General features: G+C 38.8%; 19 protein-coding genes. 10 read left to right on the top strand and 9 right to left on the bottom strand.

Features of this window, described 5'->3' with window-relative positions; genetic code table 11:
- Nucleotides 1–83: 83 nt before the first annotated feature.
- A complete protein-coding gene (locus AACQ49_RS16815) occupies nt 84–1,253 on the bottom strand; it encodes a YbfB/YjiJ family MFS transporter (RefSeq protein WP_004244503.1) in 1,170 nt (389 codons plus the stop codon).
- Between the two features lie 215 nt (nt 1,254–1,468).
- Here AACQ49_RS16815 and moeA point away from each other — a divergent pair, with 215 nt between their 5' ends.
- From moeA to AACQ49_RS16800, 3 genes are all read left to right on the top strand, one after another.
- Nucleotides 1,469–2,710: a molybdopterin molybdotransferase MoeA gene (moeA, locus tag AACQ49_RS16810; RefSeq protein ID WP_020945386.1), complete on the top strand. Its 1,242-nt coding sequence runs from the start codon at nt 1,469–1,471 to the stop codon at nt 2,708–2,710.
- A 5-nt stretch (nt 2,711–2,715) separates the two neighbouring features.
- Nucleotides 2,716–3,483 carry a molybdopterin-synthase adenylyltransferase MoeB gene (moeB, locus tag AACQ49_RS16805; RefSeq protein ID WP_004247582.1) on the top strand — a complete coding sequence of 256 codons (768 nt, stop codon included), beginning with the start codon at nt 2,716–2,718 and terminating at the stop codon, nt 3,481–3,483.
- A gap of 256 nt (nt 3,484–3,739) precedes the next feature.
- Nucleotides 3,740–5,440 carry an amidohydrolase gene (locus tag AACQ49_RS16800; RefSeq protein WP_004247580.1) on the top strand — a complete coding sequence of 567 codons (1,701 nt, stop codon included), beginning with the start codon at nt 3,740–3,742 and terminating at the stop codon, nt 5,438–5,440.
- Nucleotides 5,441–5,503: 63 nt separating this feature from the next.
- Here the strand turns inward: AACQ49_RS16800 and AACQ49_RS16795 are convergent, their stop codons facing one another.
- Both AACQ49_RS16795 and AACQ49_RS16790 read right to left on the bottom strand, forming a co-directional pair.
- On the bottom strand, nt 5,504–5,968 hold the full coding sequence (locus AACQ49_RS16795) for a GNAT family N-acetyltransferase (RefSeq protein ID WP_004244499.1): 465 nt from the start codon (nt 5,966–5,968) through the stop codon (nt 5,504–5,506).
- A gap of 9 nt (nt 5,969–5,977) precedes the next feature.
- Nucleotides 5,978–6,556, bottom strand: a complete 579-nt coding sequence (locus AACQ49_RS16790) for an LOG family protein (RefSeq protein ID WP_004244498.1) — start codon at nt 6,554–6,556, stop codon at nt 5,978–5,980.
- Nucleotides 6,557–6,904: 348 nt separating this feature from the next.
- On the opposite strand from AACQ49_RS16790, the gene rhtA reads away from it, so the two are divergent.
- Together rhtA and dps are read left to right on the top strand one after the other, a co-directional pair.
- A complete protein-coding gene (rhtA, locus tag AACQ49_RS16785) occupies nt 6,905–7,795 on the top strand; it encodes a threonine/homoserine exporter RhtA (RefSeq protein WP_004244497.1) in 891 nt (296 codons plus the stop codon).
- Between the two features lie 277 nt (nt 7,796–8,072).
- On the top strand, nt 8,073–8,579 hold the full coding sequence (gene dps / locus AACQ49_RS16780) for a DNA starvation/stationary phase protection protein Dps (RefSeq protein WP_004244496.1): 507 nt from the start codon (nt 8,073–8,075) through the stop codon (nt 8,577–8,579).
- A gap of 60 nt (nt 8,580–8,639) precedes the next feature.
- Here dps and dinG read toward each other — a convergent pair whose 3' ends face one another.
- Entirely contained in the window at nt 8,640–10,748 is a 2,109-nt protein-coding gene (gene dinG / locus AACQ49_RS16775; protein WP_049218436.1) for an ATP-dependent DNA helicase DinG, read from the bottom strand.
- Nucleotides 10,749–11,011: 263 nt separating this feature from the next.
- On the opposite strand from dinG, the gene AACQ49_RS16770 reads away from it, so the two are divergent.
- Nucleotides 11,012–11,920 carry a LysR family transcriptional regulator gene (locus AACQ49_RS16770; protein ID WP_004244494.1) on the top strand — a complete coding sequence of 303 codons (909 nt, stop codon included), beginning with the start codon at nt 11,012–11,014 and terminating at the stop codon, nt 11,918–11,920.
- Between the two features lie 120 nt (nt 11,921–12,040).
- Here the strand turns inward: AACQ49_RS16770 and AACQ49_RS16765 are convergent, their stop codons facing one another.
- Complete coding sequence (locus AACQ49_RS16765; protein WP_004252118.1) at nt 12,041–13,420, bottom strand: MmgE/PrpD family protein; 1,380 nt, start codon at nt 13,418–13,420, stop codon at nt 12,041–12,043.
- Between the two features lie 70 nt (nt 13,421–13,490).
- Complete coding sequence (gene purB / locus AACQ49_RS16760; protein ID WP_049203659.1) at nt 13,491–14,858, bottom strand: adenylosuccinate lyase; 1,368 nt, start codon at nt 14,856–14,858, stop codon at nt 13,491–13,493.
- 408 nt (nt 14,859–15,266) lie between these two features.
- On the opposite strand from purB, the gene metC reads away from it, so the two are divergent.
- The 4 genes from metC to sseA all read left to right on the top strand — a co-directional run bounded on the left by metC (nt 15,267) and on the right by sseA (nt 19,174).
- Nucleotides 15,267–16,442, top strand: coding sequence for a cystathionine beta-lyase (metC, locus tag AACQ49_RS16755; RefSeq protein ID WP_017628459.1), 1,176 nt, complete (start codon nt 15,267–15,269; stop codon nt 16,440–16,442).
- Nucleotides 16,443–16,477: 35 nt separating this feature from the next.
- A complete protein-coding gene (gene dcuC, locus AACQ49_RS16750; RefSeq protein ID WP_004244490.1) occupies nt 16,478–17,845 on the top strand; it encodes a C4-dicarboxylate transporter DcuC in 1,368 nt (455 codons plus the stop codon).
- Between the two features lie 285 nt (nt 17,846–18,130).
- Nucleotides 18,131–18,316, top strand: coding sequence for a hypothetical protein (locus AACQ49_RS16745; RefSeq protein ID WP_012367682.1), 186 nt, complete (start codon nt 18,131–18,133; stop codon nt 18,314–18,316).
- 12 nt (nt 18,317–18,328) lie between these two features.
- Nucleotides 18,329–19,174, top strand: coding sequence for a 3-mercaptopyruvate sulfurtransferase (sseA, locus tag AACQ49_RS16740; RefSeq protein WP_088206723.1), 846 nt, complete (start codon nt 18,329–18,331; stop codon nt 19,172–19,174).
- Nucleotides 19,175–19,257: 83 nt separating this feature from the next.
- Here sseA and AACQ49_RS16735 read toward each other — a convergent pair whose 3' ends face one another.
- The 3 genes from AACQ49_RS16735 to rhlE form a co-directional block, all read right to left on the bottom strand.
- A complete protein-coding gene (locus AACQ49_RS16735; protein WP_004244486.1) occupies nt 19,258–19,506 on the bottom strand; it encodes a GlsB/YeaQ/YmgE family stress response membrane protein in 249 nt (82 codons plus the stop codon).
- Nucleotides 19,507–19,711: 205 nt separating this feature from the next.
- Nucleotides 19,712–20,644 (bottom strand): tRNA dihydrouridine(16) synthase DusC, encoded by a 933-nt coding sequence (dusC, locus tag AACQ49_RS16730; RefSeq protein WP_017628460.1) that lies wholly within the window; start codon nt 20,642–20,644, stop codon nt 19,712–19,714.
- A 9-nt stretch (nt 20,645–20,653) separates the two neighbouring features.
- Nucleotides 20,654–22,051 (bottom strand): ATP-dependent RNA helicase RhlE, encoded by a 1,398-nt coding sequence (gene rhlE / locus AACQ49_RS16725; RefSeq protein WP_004244484.1) that lies wholly within the window; start codon nt 22,049–22,051, stop codon nt 20,654–20,656.
- Between the last annotated feature and the right edge of the window lie 166 nt (nt 22,052–22,217).

The following is a 22,217-nucleotide window of genomic DNA, read 5'->3' as shown; positions in this document are numbered from 1 at the left end:
CTTTAGATGAGCTGAATCACATTATCCAGCAATACTGCATTTTTGGTTATGAAATTATTGCTTTTTTGTCATTTTTTATTGTTTTACCCTTTATTGTTTTCTTTCATACAAACCAAAATACCGCCGATGATCAATATCACAAAGGCGACATATAATGCCGGCTCTAGTCTTCCCGTTAACGCCGTTGAAAGGAAGGAAACCAGAGGCCCAACTAGCTGTCCAATAGCATAAAATGTTGTTAATAATCCTGCCATATAACGAGCATGATCAGGTGCCAACTCTTTACCACGTAAAAATGCTAATTGCACCGCACACATTAACCCTCCCCCCACTAAAAATGCGCCAATAGCAAGACCTGTAATTGTGGGTAGCCATTCGGCAATGATGATCCCCAGTGCTTGCAACCATAGTGTTATCGCCAATCGTAATTGTGTATTAAGGACATTACGTGTCAGTATCGCGATCCCAATACATAAAGCTGCGGAAGCACCAAAAATAGGCCAGACAAATTGAGCTACTAAGCTACCGGGAAAACGTTCTGTCGCCATTTGAGATAAAAAGGTCGCAGGTAAAATATAACCAAAGCCCGCAAAGGTATAACCCCAAATCAATTTTTTCATCGCCGGCGTTAAGATAAGTGGCTCTACTTTGACTTGCTCACGATTAATTGACCAAGGTTTGGGTAAATGATAGCTCACATAAATTGCACAAATAAATGCCAACACACCGTAAATCAACCAACCTGTTGTCGCACTCATCTGCCACTTGAGAATGAATACCGCAAGAAGGCCACTAATAAAGATCCCCGCCCCTGTTCCTGCATAGACTGCCACACTTAATGCCGGGCGATTTAAACGGGCTAATACTTCATTTGCCCACGAAGCAACAAGCACTAATGTCCAACCGCTTGCCCAACCAATAAAAAAACGAGCAATACTATGAGTTAAAGCATCATTAAGTACCGCACTAAGCAGTGTAATGATCACCGCTCCCCATAATCCCCCCCAAAGCCGATAGCCCACACCTTTAGTTGCTTTCATCGCATCATATGAACCAGCTAAATACCCTAGATAATTAAATGCTGCAACAATACTGGCACTGGTTAATGTCAGTTGTGTGTCCGCAATCATTAGCGGTACTTGAGGCGTAAAAGTAAAACGCCCTATCCCCATAGCAACAACTAAAGCAAGGAAACCACTAAAAGCGATATGAAAGGCTTGTGCTGAATGGCTTGGATGGGTTGAGGTATTCATAAGGCTCCATTGTATTGATGTTATTTATTACATTTAAAATACAACAATATTATTAACACATTAACTAACAGTTTTGTTTTAAATAGTTAACATTTTATGTTGAGTAATATTTTCTTTTTTTGCTGATGAGATGATCGCTAACATGATGTGCTTCATCGTGATAGATTAGTATCATGAAATAAAACAGCACATTTCGATAGATTTTGGAGTATACAATGAGTCAATGTCAGGTTAGCGGTTTGTTATCCCTTGATGAGGCGCTAGAAAAATTACTTGAAAAACCGGTGGCAATCACAGATACCCTTAGTATCCCTTTGCATAAGGCAGCAGGTTATATCTTAAGTGAGCACATCACTTCACCACTCAATGTACCTCCTTTCGATAATTCTGCCATGGATGGTTACGGTGTACGTTATACGGATCTAAACACTCAATCTCCTTTACCTATTGCAGGCAAAGCGTTTGCTGGAGTCCCTTTTGAAGGTGAATTACCACAAGGACAATGTGTTCGTATCATGACTGGAGCCATGATACCCGCAGGTGTCGATACCGTTATTATGCAAGAAGAAACACAAGTGACTGACAACGGTATTCTTTTTCCACATCCGGCCAAACTTGGACAAAATATTCGTCGTATTGGTGAGGATATAAAACAAAACGATATCGTCTTAGCCGCAGGAACAAAACTTTCTACAGCACAGTTACCTCTTATTGCTTCACTCGGTATTGCCAATATTAATGTTTACCGCAAATTAAAAGTGGCCGTATTTTCAACGGGTGATGAGTTGCAAACTATTGGCCAACCATTAAAAGCGGGGCAAATCTATGATACTAACCGCTTTGCCGTACGCTTAATGTTGGAAAAATTAGATTGTGATGTGCTTGATTTAGGCGTTATTCCAGATTCGCCAGAAAAACTGCGAGAAACCTTTAAAACCGCTGATGCACAAGCGGATTTAGTGATTAGCAGTGGCGGAGTTTCTGTGGGTGAAGCGGACTATACTAAACAAATTTTAGATGAAATAGGCGAAATTGGTTTTTGGAAATTAGCCATTAAGCCGGGTAAACCTTTTGCTTTTGGTCGCCTACATAATGCTTGGTTCTGCGGATTACCGGGTAATCCTGTCTCAGCAACAGTGACATTCTACCAATTAGTACAGCCTTTAATTGCCCGTTTATCTGGTTTTAGTCAGTGGCGAGCACCACAGCGTTTCCATGCTAAAACCTGTTCACCATTAAAAAAATCTGCCGGTCGTCTGGATTTCCAACGCGGTATCGCCAGTATTAATGAAAATGGTGAATGGCAAGTAACCACATCGGGACATCAAGGCTCTCACGTATATAGCTCCTTTAGTGTGGCAAACTGTTTTATCGTCTTAGAGCGAGAGCGTGGTAAAGTTGCAGCGGGTGAAACCGTCACTATTGAGCTATTTAATCCTCTGCTAAAAAGCGAATAGTGTTTATGAGTATAGAATTAACCGATGAAGAAACGCTGCGTTATAATCGCCAAATTGTGTTAAGGGGCTTTGATTTTGACGGTCAAGAAGCACTGAAAAGTGCTTCTGTATTAATTGTCGGTGTTGGGGGATTAGGCTGTAGTGTATCGCAATATCTCACTGCCGCAGGTGTTGGCAAACTGACACTATTAGATTTTGATACCGTTTCACTGTCCAATCTTCAACGCCAGATCCTGCATCGCGATAGCACCATTGGTCAGCCGAAAGTTTTATCAGCTAAAACAACATTAAACGCGATTAATCCCCATGTACAGATAGATACGGTTGATGCACTACTTGAAGATAAAGCACTGGCTGAATTAATCAGCCAACATCATCTGATAATGGATTGCACAGATAATGTCACTATCCGTGAGCAACTAAATCGACTGTGTTTTGTGCAGAAAAAACCCTTAGTATCTGGTGCAGCAATTCGTATGGAAGGCCAAATTAGCGTCTTTACCTATCAAGATGATGAACCTTGCTATCGCTGTTTAAGTCATCTTTTTGGTGATAATGCACTAACTTGTGTTGAAGCGGGTATTATGGCCCCTGTTGTGGGTACTATTGGCACTTTACAGGCCATTGAAGCCATCAAATTACTCACTGGTTATGGCGAAACTTTACATGGCAAAGTATTAATTTTTGACGCTATGCGGATGCAATTTCGTGAATTTAAGCTACCTAAAAATCCACACTGTGATGTATGTGCGGCTAATTTGCCCGATAATTGACCCCTTCTAATATTTTAATAGGGTAAGTAGCTATCGGTTCTGCTTACCTTATTCTCTTCCATATAGTGGTATTCTATGCGGTTTATCCTATTATTTTCGCCCGTTGATAAAACAGTTAGTTAAATCAATGTAACACGCAGGTAGTATTGAGCGTCATTTAATTCTAATATGACCGCCCGCATCAAAACTTCATAGGATGCCCAATCAGTACCGAAAATTAGCCATCATCGCCAAAAAAGCTATACAAGGTAGAAGAATGACATTTCAAATTGCAGACACACTCTATTATAACGGCCTAATCTATACCGCTGATAATAGTAACAATTTCGTCGAAGCTATCGCTGTTTCCCAAGGCATTATTATTGCAACAGGCACAAAATCGAATTTACTTGCTTACTGTAATGAAAAAACACAGCATATCGATTTACAGAAGAAAATGGTGATGCCCGGCATTATTGATGCTCATATGCATCCATTTTGGGGGGGAGCCACATTAGCAGGTTGTCACCTTGATTACCTCTCCTTAACAATCGATGAAATTCTATCGCGTATCCAACGCTATCTTGATGCTGATCCCATCGATAGTGATACAGCTTGGTTGAAAGTGTCAGCATGGTATCGTGAAGGGATGCAACCGGAAGGGATACAAATGACGCGTTATCACCTTGATAGCTTAAATACGTCTCGCCCTATTTTACTTTTTTCTAGTGATTGTCATAGCGTATTAGCAAATTCCCGCGCACTAGAATTATTAAATATTACGGCTGAAACCCCCGATCCCCCTGATGGCAATATTGAACGTGATGGTGATAGAACACCTATTGGTATTCTTGAAGATGCGCCAGCTATGCAGGCTATTGATAGCCTACCGCCTTTAACGGCAGAGCAAAATCTACAAATCGCACGCCATGTACAAAAGTTGCTCAATCAACAAGGGGTAACGACTATCATGGATGCACGTGTTGGTGAGCCACAATTACGTGCCTTTAATACCTTGCGAGAAGCGGGTGAATTAACGGTTCGTGTTGAGAATGCGGTTGAAATTACCCCTGATGATGTGGCTGATATTGCAGCTATTCCTCATGCTGTACAACAAGCAATAACACGATTCTCTCACTGGCATCAAATCAGCCAAGGCGCGCAACCCAGTGTCGCTATTCGCCATATTAAGCTTTTTCTTGATGGTGTATTACAAGCGCCGATTATGACAGCACGTTTACACGCCCCTTATCGTATTAATGTCGGTACGGATGAAACGCCTCATTGGCAAGATTCAGAGCATGTTGGCGATCTCTATTTTTCACCTGAAATCTTGACGCCATTAGTCACTGAGATTAGCCGTGCAGGTTATCATCCTCATATTCATACCGTAGCTGAAGGGGCTATTAGTGTCGCACTTGACGCCATTAGTGAAATGCGCAAAGCCTTGCCAGAAAAAGATATTCGCCCCGGCCTTGCGCATAACGAATTAATGTGTGAAAAAGATTATGCGCGCTTTGCCCAATTAAATACCTACCCTTTTCTCTCCTTTCAATGGGCTGGCGTAGAGCAACATAATATTGATAAAGATCTTGAAATGTTAGGCAAAGCACGTTGCCAATATCTAGAAACCGCCGGTAAATTTATTGATGCGGGAGTGACTGTCGCATTTGGCAGTGATTGGCCGATTGATCCATTAAATGAGTGGTATGACTTTAAAGTTGCCATGACTCGACAAAAAGATCCCTCTCAGCCACGTTTAGATAATGATCGCAATCTCACCTTAATCGAAGTATTACGAGCTGCCACCATCAATGCCGCTTATGCACTAGATATGGATAAACAGATTGGTTCATTAGAAGTAGGAAAATTCGCCGATTTTATTGTCTTAGATAGAAACTTGTTTGAAATATCGGCAGAAGATATTGAAAATGTCAGGGTATTGTGTACGATAATTGCGGGGAAACCCACAATTTAGCTGAATAACATAATTAATAAACCCGCACTCAGCGGGTTTATTTTTGCCATGATTAAGCGAAACTTACAAAGCAATACCCATCACGGTACTGACTTCTTTTAACCCTTCTCGCTGATAAAAACGTTTAGCATCGGCATTTTCAGCCAATACTGAAAGCTCTAGGTGGGTCATTTTTTGTTGTTTTGCCCACGCCTTCATGGCATTTAGCAACAATGCCCCTGCCCCTTGTCCACGAACAGAAGGGTCAACAACAATATCAAAAATATAGGCATATTTACGCTGTACTAAACAGTTAAATAGCGGTGTCTCTTGTATTTGGGCAATAGTAAAACCGACAATTTTCTGTTCTAACTCAGCCACTAACAGATGAAATTTATCATTTTTAATGCCATTAATAATAAATGCTTCATCTTGTTTACCCGGTTTTAATCTTTCTGGCTGTAATTTCGCCATCTCAGCAAATAAATAGCCATACAGGGTATTAATCTGCTCAACATCAGAAAGTACAGCTTTTCTTATGGTTATCATGCTCTACCTTTATTTATCGTAGGTTTTAATCGAAGGGGCAATATAACTTTCAAATTTATCTAATAACTGGATAGGTGATTGCTCAACAATCGCCATATGACGATATTTTTCATGTAAGAATTTTTCATCTACCATTTTATCTATCATAGCCAGTAATGGCTGATAAAAATCATTAATATTAAATATACCTAATGGCTTTTGATGAAGGCCAATTTGGCTCCAAGTAAACACTTCACTGAACTCTTCTAATGTGCCAAAACCCCCCGGCAGTGCCACAAAGCCGTCCGCGAGTTCAATCATTTTACTTTTACGTTGGTGCATAGTTTCAACGACATGGAGCTCTGTCAGATTTTTATGTGAAATTTCACGCCCTTCTAATAGCGTTGGGATCACACCAATAACTTTACCCCCTTCCTGTAAAACGGTATCCGCGAGCGTGCCCATAATTCCTACACTGGCACCACCATAAACTAAAGTGATATTACGTTTAACCAGCTCTTTAGCAAAAAGAATCGCTTGTTGTTTATAAATTGGTGAAGCGCCTAAACTTGAACCACAATACACGGCAATAGACTTTATTTTATTCATTTTTAATTCTCTTTAGCTAGTTAAAACGAGTGAAAAATTATACTGAACCCCTCAGTTATAAAAAAGGTCAAAAAAAATTATTTTATCGCTTTTATAATATATCTCTCTGTTTGTTTTATTAATAATACACATTTAATTTGATTGTTTTTATTCATCCTTACTGTATTTTCCAAATATATTTTAATATTATTAAACTATCCCTAAACTAAAATAATTTAAGTTGTGTTATTAATAAATAATTAATAAATAACTATATTAAAAATCACAAATTTACTTTATATTATGTGATCCTTTGTTATATAGGATAACAGAGTACTCAACGCTTTACTTTTGACGAGGTTTTTCAGGATGTTGTCAGCCAGACACTCAGCTAAATTACAGGTGTTCTACCCTGTGCTTCTTTTGCTTCTTTCTATGCTATCAATACAAAGTGGCGCATCATTGGCAAAAAGCCTGTTTCCTGTTATTGGCGCCCCCGCAGTCACAGCATTACGCCTTTTTCTAGGTACTCTGATCCTGTTTTTTATTTTTAAACCATGGCGTCTAAGCTTTTCTCGTAGTGCCATAATGCCACTATTTTTATATGGTTTATCATTAGGGGCAATGAACTACTTATTCTACTTGGCTCTTGAAACTATTCCATTAGGTATTGCAGTAGCACTTGAGTTTACGGGACCGCTTGCGGTAGCGATGTTTTCTTCACGCAGAGCAATCGATTTTTTATGGATAATCTTAGTGATTGCTGGATTAGGGTTATTACTGCCGATTGGGGATAATATTCACGGACTCGATCCCCTAGGCATTTTATATGCATTAGGTGCGGGTGTCGGTTGGGCATTATATATTGTTTTCGGACAACGTGCAGGAAAAGGCTATGGCGCAGCGACAGTTTCTATTGGCTCACTTATCGCCGCCTTTATCTTTTTCCCTATTGGTATGCTACAAAGTAGCCCTGAGCTAGTTTTTAGTTGGTCTATATTACCTATTGGATTAGCTATTGCGATTTTATCTACCGCTTTTCCTTATACTTTGGAAATGATTGCACTTACCCGTTTACCGGCAAAAACCTTTGGGACATTGATGAGTTTAGAGCCTTGTATGGGGGCTTTTATTGGTATTATTTTCTTACATGAACATTTAACGTTAATACAATGGGTTGCGTTGGCATTTATTGTGTTAGCGTCAATTGGTTCCACTGCAACCATGAAAAGAAAAACCAAAATTGAAAAAGTAGAATAAATATTTATACAGTTTAACTTATTAATAAATAAAATATTAAATGAAAAGAGATCAGTTGATCTCTTTTTACTTATTAAATAATAACTTTACTTCCCTAACATTGCTATTTTAAGCATATTGTCTTATTCTAAATAGGCTATTTCGATAGATGACATTTTTATTAGTAATGCCCTATCAATTTAATAGTAGCAAGCGATAAGACTAACCATTAATAATCCACTATCATAATTAACAGAAATTAAGATATTGAGTTATTAATTATTTAGGGAGAACGATTATGAGTACTGCTAAATTAGTCAAATCCACACCTTCAGCCCTGCTTTATACCCGTAATAATGTTGATGACAGTGTTAAACTGCATACTATCGAACTACTGCAGCAAATGGTGACTCAGTTTATCGATTTGTCTCTCATTACCAAACAAGCACACTGGAATATGCGCGGTAGAAACTTTATTGCCGTACACGAAATGGTAGATGGTTTCCGTGATACCATCAATGAACATACTGATGAGTTTGCTGAGCGTTTAGTACAATTAGGTGGCACAGTCCTTGGTACACCACAAACTGTCAGTAAAAAAACACCTTTAAAAGCCTATCCACTCGATATTCATGATGTGCAAGATCACCTTAAAGCATTGGCTGATCGCTATGCGGTAGTCGCTAATGATATTCGTAAAGCGATTGATGAAGTTGAAGATGAAGATACTGCTGATATGTTTACCGCAGCATCCCGTGATCTAGATAAATTCTTATGGTTTATTGAAGCAAATATTGAAAACTAATTGCTTACTTAATCACATGCTTCTTACTGAAAAGGGCTACCAATATAGGTAGCCTTTTTATTATTCTGTTTTAGGTATATCTGGCTGATAAATAGGAAAGACAGGTAGCGCGGTTAATAGCCGTGAGCCGTAGTTTTTCGTTAATAAACGTCTATCATAAATAACAACTTCACCATGACAATGATGACTACGAATAAGACGCCCAACTTGCTGGATCAAATTAAATGATGCACTTGGTAAACTTTGCACTTCAAAAGGATAACGTTTCAGTGATTTTAGCCATTCCCCTTCCGTCACAATAACCGGATCAGTAACAGGTGGAAAAGCAATTTTATGAATATGTACTTGCGTTAAATAGTCACCTTTTAAATCTAATCCTTCAGCAAAAGATTGTAACCCAATTAACACACTATTATCGCCCGCATCAATACGCTTACAATGTGTCTCCACTAAACGATAGCGCGGTTGATCTCCTTGGACTAAGAGACTCAAACGTAGATCTTTAACTTCCTCTAAAAAACCTTCCATCGCCCGTTGACTACTAAATAATACTAATTGCCCTCGATGGTGGTTTTCTACCATTCCTTGACGAAAATAGCGTGCCATCTCTTTTAAATGCGCTTTTTCATTCGCCATTGTCGGTTCATAACGCATTTTAGGGATAACGAGTTTCCCTTGCCTTTCATGTGTAAAAGGCGATGACAAGGTAATAAAACGATCATCAAAGTGTTCGCTTAGTCCTGTAAGCTCTTGAATACGCGAAAAACTGTTTAATGAACGTAGTGTGGCAGAAGTGATCACCACATGAGGAATATTTTTCCATAATAATTGTGTTAACTGTTCACTAACGCGAATACCAGCACAATGTAAATAGAGATGTGACTGCTTTTTATCATAACGACGAGTAAGCCATTTCGAAACGGGTGCTTTTGATGTCTGCTCTAATGTCGCAAGTCGCCATAGTTTTGCCATATTTTCCAGATAACCAACCATTCTGCTGGTGGTTAAAATCGCGCGATGTAAACGTACAACATCTTCTTTTGCTGTTCGCTCAGTTAAGTCGTTAAGAATCGACTCACCTAACATTTTTAAACCATCGGTTAGCTTAAATAAGTCTTGGCAACATAACAGTAATTGTTCAGGTAATTGACCTAATGGAAATAAATATTCATCATTTTCACTGCGCTCAGGCAATAACGCGCGGGTAAAATGTTCAACGTATTGATAGGCTTCGCGCATTTTTGCAATATGAGCATCAAAACGAATGGGATCGGCTAATTTGGGTGGTTTGACTGGGATAAATTGTGCTAAATATTGGCTGACATGACGAGTCATATTATCAAGTTGCATATTTAATGCCGATAAGGTTATTTCCCCTTCAACTTCAAGCGCATCTCTAGCAACATCAGGAATATGATGCCCTTCATCCAACACTAATAAGATATTTTTTGCATCAGGTAACACCGATTCACTTTCCATCGCAGCCATCACAAGAGCATGATTGGTGATAACCACATCAACTTCGTCTATTTCTCGACGGGCCAGAAAAAAAGGACAGCGATGATAGTATTGGCAATTACGACCTAAGCAATTCATTTTATCTGTGCTAATCTTGCGCCATAAACTATCCGTTAATGCTCGTTTATGGTGATCACGCAAACCATCCCAACCAAAGCTGGTAAAATCGTGTTTTAACTCTTGGCAAATCTCCCTTTCCGCACTGGTTGCGACATCAACTTTATCTTCCAGCAAGAACATTAAATCAATTTGCTCACCTTCTGTTGCACAAATTGCCTCTAAATTACGGGGACATAAATAACGACCTCGCCCAAAAGCCCCAGTAAAAGTCAGGTCTGGAATAATTTTTTTTAGTAAAGGCAGATCTTTGCTGTAAATTTGATCTTGTAGCGCCACATTCGCCGTACTGATAATCAGTGGTTTTTTCTCTTCCCGACTGATAGCAATACCAGGAATAAGATAAGAGAGTGTTTTACCTACTCCGGTAGGCGCTTCAATAATTAGATGTCGCCCCGTTTCATCAGAAAATGTCTTCGCAACTTCAGCAATCATTTCGCGCTGAGGCGCTCGTGGAATAAAGCCTTCAATATGCTCAGGTAATGCTTTATACCATTGGCTGATTTGCATTTTTACAGATTGAGAAAGGGACATAACTACTCTATTTGTCATTAAAATAAGCGTTATTGTCGCATAACACTGTATAAAAATCAGTAGTCAGCTGCACTTACTCGCCTTTTTCATCAAATACTGCGTAACCCTACGAATTTATTGAGCGGTGTTATAGATTATTGATCCAACTCTTCATAGTATGAAAGAGAGCGGTATGCCAATTAAAAAGAACTTTATTAACCTTTATAAAAATAATACCTCTTGCGTTTTATTTCGCACCACAACACCAATTAAGAGATAATAAAATGACTTCTGCAAAGCGCCCTATTTTTAATTTAGAGTTAGACCTACTCAGAACTTTTGTTGCTGTTGCCGATGGTTCCACCTTTGCCGCAGCCGCTGAATCAGTTTGCCGAACACAATCTGCAGTCAGCCAACAAATGCAACGCCTTGAGTCATTAATAGGTAAAGAGCTTTTTGCTCGACAAGGGAGAAATAAAACATTAACCGAAGCAGGCACTCAACTGCTTAATTATGCTCGGCGGATTTTGCGCATTAATGATGAAGCATGTTTATCTTTATTGCATGAAGAAATTGATGGAATATTAAAGATTGGCTCTCCCGATGATACAGCAAACACAATCTTACCCGATCTACTTGCTCGTTTTTCAGGTGCTTATCCTCGTTTAATTATGGAGATTATTGTTAAACGTAGCCCTTTTTTAATGTCAATGTTGGAAAATAATGAGGTCGATTTAGCCATTTCTACAGAAGAGCATGTCGGTTACCCTAAAATTGTCTTACGCGTATCGCCTTCGTTATGGTATTGCGGTAAACATTTTAGATTTGATCTTGACGAACCGTTACCTTTAGTGGTTCTTGATGAACCAAGTACTTACCGTGATATGATGATAAATCACCTTGATCAACAAAATATTCGCTGGCGCATTGCCTATATTGCCACCACCTTATCTGGTGCCAGAGCGGCCGTTCGTGCTGGTTTAGGTATAATGGCACGCTCTATCGAGCTTTCTGGTGATGATTTACGTATTTTGGGTGAAAAAGAGGGATTACCGCCATTACCTGCTATTCGTTATAACCTTTATCTTAATGCCAATAGCCCGAGTAAAGCAGCTCAGATACTATTTGATTCATTAAAAAATGAGCAGAATGAAGTCATTAATCACGCAGATATTACCCTTCAAAACCACTAACTCATTAAGGAAACAAAAATGGCACTACAATAAATTGTCAGTGCCATTTATCAGGTGCAACTCATTTAAACAAAAGGTATCAGATTCATTATCTTGTCCCTGTGGATGCAGATAAAAGAGTTATGCCTCTACCCGTAATAATTGTGTAAGTAATGAAATAGGTATATTTTCAAAATTCATTATATTTTCAATCAGTTGATCAGCTTGTGTCTTTTTCATTACACACTTGGCATTATCATAAAACTTCGCTATTACATCCGTATCAACCATCGGATTTTCAGGGTTACCATACTGAATATCGATCCTTTCAGTTAATTGTTGCCCATTTTTCAATCTAACAAAGATTAATCCAGGAAAATAGCTCGGAAAGGGAATTTCATTTTCTGATGGATAACGATAGCTCACTTTTTTCGCCAATAGTTGGATATCGTTACGCTGTAAGTTTTCCGCTGAAAGCGATGATAAAGTTAACGCATTATCTAAAAAACCAATAGCAAATAACCAAGGTAAGCTAAATTTTGCCCCATAAGCTGTTTTTGGCGCCCATTTTGTTTCGAGTGGCTCACAAATTAATGCAGCAGCAACTGGATCAATCACACATTCTACTTGTTCAATTTCTTCCGCACTGATCCCTCTTTTAAGTAAACGACGTCCACAATCAACAGTAGCATGAGCAAAATGGCAAACCGGATAAGGTTTTATTGAAACATTTAAAAACTCCCATTGTTCACCTAATCCTTGTGCAACTTGTTCAGGGATCGCTTGCTCGCTGATCCCATGAGTATGATAAATACTGTATCGCCCTTCAAATATTGTCTCAGGCCCAGTCATTCCCCCTTTAGCTAACGAGGCTGCAATAATACCGGATTGAGCGGCCCATCCGGCATGAAAACATTTTGCCGATGAGCTATTAGTCAGATATTCAGCGATACCCGCTGCTTGACTTGCCGTTAGTCCTAACGCATTTACCGCCTGCTGTGACGTAAGTTTTAATAATGAAGCCGCACATGCTGTTGCACCGAAGATCCCAGCAATCGCCGTTGCATGAAATCCACGTTGATGGAAACCACTGTGACTCGCTAAACCAACCCGTGCAGCAACTTCCCAACCAATAACCCAAGCCGTTAATATTTCTTCATTTGAGGCGTTTAATGTTTCCCCTAACGCAAAAGCTATCGGTGTTAATACAGCACTACCGTGAGTAATAGAATCAGTATGTGTATCATCGAAATCTAATGCATGTGCAGCAATACCATTGGCTAAGGCTGCTGCAGTGGTATTAGCTGTCTGCATACTTCCCCAAATGGGGATCTTACCTTGGCTATCGGGTAAAAGAGTAATCCCATGACGTCCTTGTTTCGAGCTAGATTGTGTACTCCCTGCAAGTGCTACACCTAATGTATCTAATAAATGTAATTTGGCTCGAGCTATCAGTTGCGTTGGAAGCTGTGAAAATGTCGTTGTAGTAATAAAATTAGCTACATGCTGACTCAATGTCATATAAATACCTCAATGCTGATAATAACAAAGCCAGTTATCACTGGCTTTTTATGAGATTTCATTCCATCAATTAATCATTTAACCAGCCGGAAGCTTTTGTTTGAGCGACTACACGATCAACTTGCTCAGGAGCATTACCAACATAGGTAGTTGGATCTAGCAAAGCATTTAACTCTTCTTGTGAAATATGGTCACGAATACGAGTATCACGATTAATAGCTTCTACGAAAGTAATCCCCTCTTCTTGTCCAGACATTGACGCTTCATACACAATTTCGTGAGCAGTTTGTTTGCCTGCTTTATCGGACAGAGCAAACATCACACGTTCTGCTAACATAAACCCACCTAAGATATCCATGTTGTGACGCATTTTTTCAACATGAACATTTAGCCCACCTAGTACTGTTTTCATATTATCCAAGATAACAGATAACATCAGACACATTTCTGGCATAATCTTCCACTCCATCTTCCAGATAGCACCATCACGTTCATGTTGATGTTTCATCATATCCGTTAATACAGAAAGATTAGCTTTTAAGGTATTACTTACACAGGCGGCATTTTCAACAATAGCTGGATTGCGTTTATGTGGCATAGTTGAAGAGCCAACTTGCCCTTTACCAAAAGGTTCTGAAAGCTCATCAATTTCATTGTGTGCTAATATTAAGATCTCGTTAGCTATTTTCCCTAACGTTCCACTAATTAATCCAATTAACATACCATATTCACTAAATCTATCACGTGCTGGTTGCCATGAGATTTCCGGTATACCTAATCCTAAGCGTTTTAATACGCGTTTTTCTAATTCATCAGCTTTATCGCTTAAAGAAGCTTTAGTCCCGACAGCACCGACTACACTGCCAACAAATAGACGAGGTTCCACCTCTTTAAGTCGTTGATAATGACGCGCTAACTCTGTCAACCAAATTGCTGTTTTATGCCCAAATGTGATTGGTAACGCTTGTAACGCTAAAGTGCGTCCAACCATAGGTGTATTGCGGTGTTTTTCACTTAAAGAAAGTAATGAACGACCTAATATTTTAATATCACGTAAAAAAGTTTGATGAGCAGCTTTAAGTTGTAGCACTAAGCCTGTATCAATAACATCTTGTGTTGTCGGCCCAAAATGAACATATTCTCCATAATGTTCAGAACAAGCATGTTCTAAGCCTCGAATAGTAGGTACTAATGGATGTCGAGTAAGACGAACTTGTTCTAATACATAATCCATATCTAATTTTTCAAGTTTTGCACTCTGTACAATAACCTCAGCCGCCTTTTGAGGAATTAAACCAAGCTCAGCTTGTTCTATTGCTAATGCTGCTTCATAATCAAGCCAATTTTGCATTCTAGTTTTGTCAGAAAAAATAGTTCTCATTTCTTCTGTTGACCATAAGTTTTTTAATAAAACAGAATCAAACACACTAGTTCCCATAATTATTTCCCCTGTTAAAAGAATAATAAAAAATCGTTTTTAAAATAAAACGAGTTGTTAGCTTGTTACTTTATTTATGCAATAGAATTTTAATAAAAACACTTTGATAATTTTAATCTAATTTAAAGAATTTCTAATCAATTGAAAATTGATTAAAATTCAATAAGTTACAAAATAAAATTAATTTATTATTTATACCTTTTAAATCTTAAACAATCTTTAAGATTTAATTAGAATAATTAATGATAAAAAATTAGAGCAAGATCATCATTTTTTAAAAATAGATATTTTAAAAATAAATATCTTTGTTATAAATAATAGCAACTACAAATTTCCAGCTCAAAATAGTAATTAAATTCTAAATTAATTACTGGGAGATCTTATTTTCTATATTCGGAGATATAAATAATGAAACAGAATAAACAAACAACATTGATACATAGTGGGCGTCAAGCAATTAAAACATCTGGCCCAATTAACCCTCCTGTTATGAGAGCCAGTACTATTGTTTTTGATTCAATAAAAAGTTGGCGTGAAATACGCGATCGTCGTATTACTGAACGAGTATTAAGCTATGGTGCTCGTGGTACAGAAACAGCGTTTGCACTTGAAGCATTAGTAACTGAATTAGAAGGTGGTTATCGAGCACAGCTCTTTCCTACAGGGCTAGCCGCAATTGCATTTACTATTATGGGCTACGCCCGAAGTGGTGGGCATGTTTTATTTGCTGATTCTGTCTATGAACCCGTACGTAAAATAGCCTCTGCTTTTTTAGAGCCTAATAATATCACTTATAGCTTTTTTAAAACTGACGGTTCAGATTTCGAGCAAAAAATTCAAGAAAACACTCAACTTATTTTCGTTGAATCACCGGGTTCATTACTTTATGAAATGCTGGATCTACCAGAAATTTGCCGTATCGCTCATGAAAAAAATATTCCTGTTGGGGTGGATAATACTTGGGGCTCGGCATGGCTTTATAACCCTTTGGAATTAGGTGCTGATGTTTCTGTAATTGCTGCAACTAAATATTTATGCGGTCACTCAGATGTCATGATGGGCATTATGATCGCAAATGAAACCGCATGGAAACAAATTGGGGCATTACCAGAAGCTCTTGGTCAAGCAAGTAGCCCTGATGATGCCGCCTTAGTCCTGAGAGGAATGAGGACTCTTGCTCAACGTCTTACAAATCATGGTAAATCAGCACTGGCTATCGCTCAGTGGTTAGAAACACGCCCTGAAGTGGCCAAAGTTTGGTTTCCAGAGTTACCCACACATCCTCGCCATGACTTATGGAAACGTGATTGTAAAGGTAGTAATGGATTATTAACCATTGAATTTAAACAAAAATATACCATTAAACAATCTGAACAATTTATTGATGCATTAACCTTATTTGGTATTGGTGCATCTTGGGGAGGATTTGAAAGTCTTGCATTACCCGCCAATGTTATGGGTGCCAGAACAGCAACAGATTGGCGTGAAGGCCACGGTCCTTTTGTACGTTTACATATTGGTCTTGAGTCTATTGATGACTTAATTGCAGATCTCACCCAAGCATTTAGTGCATTAAATCAATAACAACAATACTGCATCACGACACTGGGGAATTAATTATGACTGGTTTAATTATTGCCGCGCTAGTTACTGCGTTGGTAGTTTATTTGCTGGCTCGAGGTTATAAACCTCAACCTGTGTTATTACTCGGAGGCATGCTGTTATTGCTCCTTACAGCTTCTCTCGATCTCAACCCTTTATTACCGGAAAATAAATCTACACAATTTAAGTATTTTGATATTTTCCAAATTTTTACCGATATTATGAGCTCGCGTTTAGCGGGTTTAGGTTTAACCTTAATGGCAATTGCTGGTTTCTCACGTTATATGGAACACGTGGGCGCCAGCCGAGCTTTATTTGCTATTTTTGAAAAACCATTAAAAACGATTAAATCCCCCTACTTATTACTAGTTATTTCATTTTTAGTCACACAAATTTTAGTTATTTTTATTCCTAGCCATGCAGGTTTAGGAATGTTACTCATGGTAACGATGTACCCTATTTTAATTCGCTCAGGTATTAGTCCTCTATCTGCTTTAGCTGTTATCGGTTGTTGTCAATTTATTGATCATGGACCCGGCTCTGGAAATGTTATTATGGCGGCTAAAACAGCGGATATTGAACCTGCAGTCTATTTTGTTCAACACCAACTGCCTATCACTATTCCTATTATCATTGCGGTTGCTATTACCCATTTCTTTATTCAACGTTGGTGGGATAAACGTGAGGGTTTTGTTTTCGACCCAACAGCCATTGATAATGTAAAAGAAGAAGGAAGTCAGGTGCCATTATCATATGCCTTATTACCCGTGATCCCTTTAATTCTCATTATTGGTTTTAGTCCGTTATTTCATAATTACATTAAATTAGAAGTGACTACCGCAATGATTATTAGTACGGTTATTGCACTAGTCTTTGAATATGTGCGATTGCGCGATGCTAAAGCGGTAATGAACAGTTTTATGTTGTTCTTTGAAGGCATGGGAAAACAGTTTGTTTTAGTTGTATCGTTGATTGTATCTGGGGAATTTTTTGCTAATGGATTACTAAAAAGTGGCGCGGTAGATACCTTAATTAGTTCTGCTCAAGATGCTGGCTTTGGTATTGCTGCTATGATTATTGTGATGAGTGCCATCTTAGCATTAGCAGCCTTTTTAATGGGATCGGGTAATGCTGCATTCTTTTCATTTGCCGCATTAACACCCAAAATTGCTGCATTCTTAAAAGTCGATGTCATCACTTTAATTTTACCTATGCAAATTATGACCAGCTTTGGTCGCACAGTTTCACCTATTACGGCAGCTATTGTTGCTATTGCAGGAATTGCCAATGTCTCACCTTTCCAAATAGTGAAAAGAACCGCAATTCCAATGGCTGTCGCCGCTACCGTTAACTTAGCGATGACATTCTGGTTTTTATACACATAATTTACAGCACCGATTGTGTATCAAATAAAATAATAAGTTGTATTCCCTTCCCCTTAAACTCGGTGACTCCTGAGTTTAAGGGCTTTTTGTTATTATCCATCACCCTAAACAATAACTATCACCATAATTAAAGCTAGGTATTATTATATTCCAAATTTGTTTGTTTTTTGAACAGCGATATCCTATTTTAATACTAACCAATTTACTGCTTTATGTGGTACAGCACTTGTTTCAATGGCATATCTAGATATACTTTTTAGTAACATTCATCTGCACATAAATCTTATGAAAAAATTACTTCTTGTTGTTATCGCACTACTGGCTTTTGGCTCCCTTGGGGGCGTTTTTCTTGCCGGACTAAATATTTATACGCGCTCAACCACACCGGTAGACACAGAGCAAACTCAACCTAATCGCTCACCAGCACAGCAATTTCCAGCTCTACCAGATAGCTCACCATCGACGAAATAAAGAGGTTGCACCATGGAATTTGATTATTTTGTTACTCCACAATGGCTTTTTGAACATCACGACGCTCAAGATCTCGTGATAGTTGATGTCAGTGCGCCCATGCCTACGCAAGATATTGACTATCATCAACGCTATCTTGAACGTCATATCCCTGGTGCCCATTTTTTTGATCTGGATGAAACCGCCGATAAAACAACATCATTACCACATATGTTGCCATCTGACACACTGTTTTCTGAAACCTTAACTCAGTTAGGTATTTCAAATAATACAACAGTGATCCTCTATGATATCGGCAATCTCTTTTCAGCACCTCGTGGCTGGTGGACTTTTACTACCTTAGGTTGTCACAAGGTGCGTATTCTGGCCGGTGGTTTACAAGCTTGGCAAGAAGCGGGTTTCCCCCTTGAACAAGGAGAAACGCCCAAAGTCCCAGCCACTCACCCTTTTATCGTTACACGCCACACTCAACGCCGTGTCGATAAACAACAAATACTGGATAATCTGACTACGCAACAAAATCAAATCATTGATGCTCGTTCGGCGGATAGATTTTATGGTAGAGCACCAGAGCCTCGTCCCGGTTTACGTAGGGGCCATATTCCCAATAGTAAAAATGTTCCTTGGGATAACTTAGTTATTAATGGACAATTAAAAGATAAAGCGCAATTACAGCACATTTTTGAACAAGCAGGTGTCGATTTATCTCAACCAATTATTGTCAGTTGTGGCTCAGGTATGACAGCAGCTATTCTATTTTTGGCTTTAACTCTATTGGGCTGCCAGAATATCGCACTGTATGATGGCTCTTGGGCGCAGTGGGGAGCAGAAAACGCATTACCTTGTGAATGCGAATAAAATAAAAGCGATAGTGAAGTTAACGCAAAAAAGTAAACCCGCAGATGCGGGTTTAATAGTATTAATAGACTCTTTATTTCCAATTAACTGGCAAATATTTTTGCTAAATAAAGCACAACGATTGCCCCTATTACGGCAACGACAAAACTACCAAAATTGAAACCATCTACTTTGCCTTTACCAAAGAAATTACTAATTACACCACCAACTACAGCACCCACAATACCTAGAATACAGGTCCAGATAAGGCCGATATCATACGAGCCAGGCATTAAGAATTTGGCTAAGATACCCGCAATAAGACCGAACACAATCCAAGAAAGAAATCCCATAGTTCCCCCTAAATGTAGTGATAATATAGATAGTATATTAAAAATGGTCACTTTAAGAGTGTAAGACGAAATAGTGATTTTTTCCAATAATTGTACTTAAACAGCAATTATTTTTTTCATATTCAGATATTTTTACCTTTTTATAGAAAAAACCAGCACCTTATTATTAATGCTGGTTTTGGCTATTAATAACCTATTGTGGTTATTATAACGCTTCTATTATTTTGGCTATTTCAGGTGAGGTTTTTAGCGTTCTAATTTGACTAAAAAGTGCATCAGCATCTTGATACTCTTTTCTTAAATATCCCAACCACTGTTTTATACGGGAAGCATGGTAATAAGTGGTATCCCCTTGCTTTTCTAGACGAATATAGCGTTTAAGTAATTGGATCACTTGTGACCAAGGCATTTTTTCTTCAATACCTTTTATCACATTACTTAAATTGGGCGTATGCATCGCCCCGCGACCTATCATAATCGCATCACAGCCGGTTATCTTTAAACAAGAGATAGCATCTTCTCGACACCAAATCTCACCGTTAGCGATAACGGGAATAGTCAATTTTTGGCGAATTTCACCAATCGCTTGCCAGTTTATCTTATCAGCACGATAACCATCTTCTTTTGTTCTACCGTGGATAGTAATTTCTGTCGCGCCACCTTGTTCTACGGCATCGGCAATTTCATGACAATAAGATGAACAATCCCACCCTAATCGGACCTTTACAGAAACAGGTAAATCCGCAGGTACAGCATGACGCATCGCTTTAGTTGCTTGATAAATCGTTTCTGGTTGTTTTAATAACGAGGCACCACCGCCATTACCATTGACGGTTTTAGAAGGACAACCACAATTGAGATCAACCCCCCATGAACCTAAAGAGACGGCTCGAAAAGCGTTTTCTGCCAACCATTGTGGATTTTGCCCTAATAATTGTACTCGCACCAAGGTGCCACTTTGCGTGCGACTTTGGGTGTGTAATTCAGGGCATAAACGATAAAATGCTTTTGGCGGTAATAATGAATCAACAACGCGAATAAATTCCGTGATACAGAGATCGTAATGATTAATCGCCGTCAGTAGATCTCTCACAAGGGGGTCTAACACCCCCTCCATTGGCGCTAATAGGACTCGCACAGTTTAGCCTCAAAATTCTTTTCTAGCTTTTGACCAAGGATTTTGATTATCACGATCATCATCGTGTTTGCGTGAACGTCTAGCTGGTTTAGATTTATTCTGTTTTATCTCACCCGTTTCACTCTCTTTTTGATTACGACTATTTTTATTACGTGGTGTATGGCGATTATCTTTGCCACGCATATCAGCACGACCATGTCCGCCTTCTTTATTATTACGTGCTTTATTCTTTGGCTTTTTATGCAAAGGTGCCGCTTTTATTGAGGGATCAGGATCATAACCTTCTAATGCTAAACGAGGAATTTCACGTTTTAATAAGCGTTCAATATCGGCTAATAAGCCATGTTCATCAACACAAACTAAAGATATCGCTTTACCTGTTGCCGCCGCACGCCCTGTTCGACCAATACGATGAACGTAATCTTCTGCTACCTGCGGTAATTCAAAGTTGACCACATAAGGAAGTTGGTCAATATCAAGTCCCCGCGCTGCAATATCAGTGGCAACTAACGCTTTTAATTTACCGTCTTTAAAATCAGCTAAAGCACGTGTTCTAGCTCCTTGGCTTTTATTACCATGGATCGCCGCTGATTTGATGCCATCTAAATTAAGATGTTCAGCTAATTTATTCGCACCATGTTTAGTTCGAGTAAAAATAAGAACTTGAGGCCAATTTTCTAGACCAATTAAGTGTGATAACAGCTCTGTCTTACGCTTTTTATCCACTAAATGGACATATTGATCAACAGATTCAGCCGCTGAGTTTTTGGGGGCAACAGCAATACTTATAGGATTGTTGAGTAGTGAGTTAGCAAGCCCTGTTATCTCTTTTGAAAAAGTCGCTGAAAAGAGTAAATTTTGTCGTTTTTTCGGTAACTTATTGATGACTCGACGAATATCATGAATAAATCCCATATCTAACATACGATCAGCTTCATCTAACACCAATACTTCAACGCGAGATAAGTCGACAGCATTTTGATGTTCAAGATCAAGTAAGCGGCCCGGTGTTGCAATCAAAACATCGACGCCACCTCGTAGTTTCATCATTTGAGGATTGATACTAACGCCACCAAAAACCACCAATGAACGAATAGGTAAATAACGACTATAAGCTTTTACGTTATCGGCAATTTGTGCAGCTAATTCACGTGTAGGGGTTAAAATAAGCGCTTTAACTGGCTTACGCCCTTTCGTTTTCTCTGCTGATGTAGCGAGTTTTTCCAGTATCGGTAATGTAAATGCGGCCGTTTTTCCCGTACCCGTTTGTGCACTTGCTAATACGTCCTTACCCGCCAAAATCGGCTCAATCGCCTGTTGTTGAATAGGGGTTGGGGTTTTATACCCTTGTTCATCAATAGCGCGGAGAAGCGCCTCACTTAAACCAAGCGATGTAAAATCGGTCAAAACAGAAATCTCCTACAACCAGAACGTATAACACGGTGATTGAAATTAAAAATGACGGGCTTTCACCTCAAGGTGAAAGAGAATGAACCTTATCAGGTTAACCTAATAGCGGTCATTTTAACAGTTTTGCTATCTTGCGAATATAAAAATAATTTTTAAATAAATC

The organism is Proteus sp. G2675 (genome assembly GCF_963886535.1).
In the GTDB taxonomy this organism is placed as follows: Bacteria; Pseudomonadota; Gammaproteobacteria; order Enterobacterales; family Enterobacteriaceae; genus Proteus; species Proteus mirabilis.
This window is presented reverse-complemented; position numbering and strand designations above follow the sequence as displayed.